Origin of the sequence: Paeniroseomonas aquatica, from assembly GCF_030409335.1 — a bacterium.
Taxonomy (GTDB): Bacteria; Pseudomonadota; Alphaproteobacteria; order Acetobacterales; family Acetobacteraceae; genus Belnapia; species Belnapia aquatica.
Map to the genome: position 1 here is coordinate 1 of NZ_JAUFPN010000048.1, position 1,446 is coordinate 1,446.

Sequence of the window (1,446 nt, forward strand, 5' to 3'; positions counted from 1 at the left end):
CGCCTCCGGCTCAGGGAGCCGCCCACCGCGAATATTCACCTGCAGAGCGTCTAGCAGCAGGGCCGGGAAGGACAGCGTCCGGTCACGCGTCTCGCGTGCCACAACGAATGCCTCCTCGGTTACTCCGCCCCGCAGGTGCGTGTTGTGGGCAATCTGTTCAGCGACGGTGGACTCCCATCTCGGCTCCCGACCGCCTGGCTGGTAGTCATGACCAGTAAATACGCGGGTCTCCGATGGCAGCGCGAGGATACGCTGGATGCTGCGGTAGAGCGCACGGGCATCACCGCCGGGGAAGTCGGCTCGAGCGGTGCCGCCATCGGGCATGAACAGCGTGTCGTGGATGAAGGCGGCGTCCCCGACGAGGTAGGTGATCGAGGCTGCCGTGTGGCCGGGCGAGAAGATGACCTCCGCCTCCAGCTCGCCGATGGCGAAGCGCTCGCCATCCCGGAACAAGCGGTTCCACTGCGTACCATTGGTCGGAAGGTTGGGCAGGTTATAAATTTTCTGCCAAATCCTTTGGACCGTGACCACGTGTTCCCCGATAGCGGTCGGCGCCCCGAACATTTCCTGGAGGTAGGGCGCGGCCGAGAAGTGGTCGGCATGTGGGTGGGTGTCGAGGATCCACTCCACCGTCAGCCCCTGCTTGCGGACGAACTGCACCATTCGGTCGGCGAAGGCGGTATGAGTACCGCGACAGGCGCGATCGAAGTCGAGCACCGGATCGATGATTGCGCAGCGCTTGGTCGCGGGGTCCGCGACCACGTAGGCGATGCTGTTGGTCTCCTCGTGGTAGAAGCCGGTCACCACCGGCTGGCGGTCAACCATGATCAACTCCTTGCAGTAGGGGTGTCGGAAACTGCGTGGGCCTTTGCCGCTGCTCGTCAGGTACCGCGTGCTTGGGGGTCATTCATCATCTCCGGGGACGGGGTTTCGCTCGGCGCACAAAACAGGCGGTAGAGTTCGGCGAGGATTGGTCGCACCCGTTCCGAGGCGATCCGGTAGTGGATGACGACGCCCTCTCGCCTGGTTGCCACCAAGCCTTCCTCGCGCAAGGTGGCCAAGTGGCGAGAAAGATTGGATTGATTTAAGCCAAGCCGCTGCAGCAGCTCACCCACCGCAATCTCTCCCTCGAGCAAGGTGCAAAGGATCATTAGGCGGTGACGGCTGGCGAGTGAGCGAAGGAATGCCTCGGCCTCGGACGCACGCGCTGCCATCGTGACTGCGTCCAGACGTTCTATGCCCAACTGCTCCATTTCTATCCTTCGCCCATCAGTGATACATTACTCATGTAAGATATTATGGTGAGCTTGCAAGCCTTGGGAAGAGCGGCTCGCGGTCGCGCGCAGGCCTTGCCCGCATACCGCACTTTCAAAACCAGCTGGCCGCAGATCGCTGACTCTGTGGTCCTCGCGTTGTGAGCGTCGTGGGTATACGGCAGCAGCTTAC

General features: G+C 62.3%; 2 protein-coding genes. Both read right to left on the minus strand.

Annotated features, from left to right (window positions below; all coding sequences use genetic code 11):
• The coding region (locus QWZ14_RS05815) for an MBL fold metallo-hydrolase (protein ID WP_290315688.1) at positions 1-825 on the minus strand (825 nt) is incomplete at its 3' end.
• A gap of 56 nt (positions 826-881) precedes the next feature.
• A complete protein-coding gene (locus tag QWZ14_RS05820) occupies positions 882-1,253 on the minus strand; it encodes an ArsR/SmtB family transcription factor (protein WP_290315689.1) in 372 nt (123 codons plus the stop codon).
• Positions 1,254-1,446 lie beyond the last annotated feature (193 nt).

What these genes read in the sequence shown, in the direction of transcription:
- QWZ14_RS05820 (WP_290315689.1), bottom strand. Translation starts at nt 1,253, where the DNA reads ATGGAGCAGTTGGGCATAGAACGTCTGGACGCAGTCACGATGGCAGCG.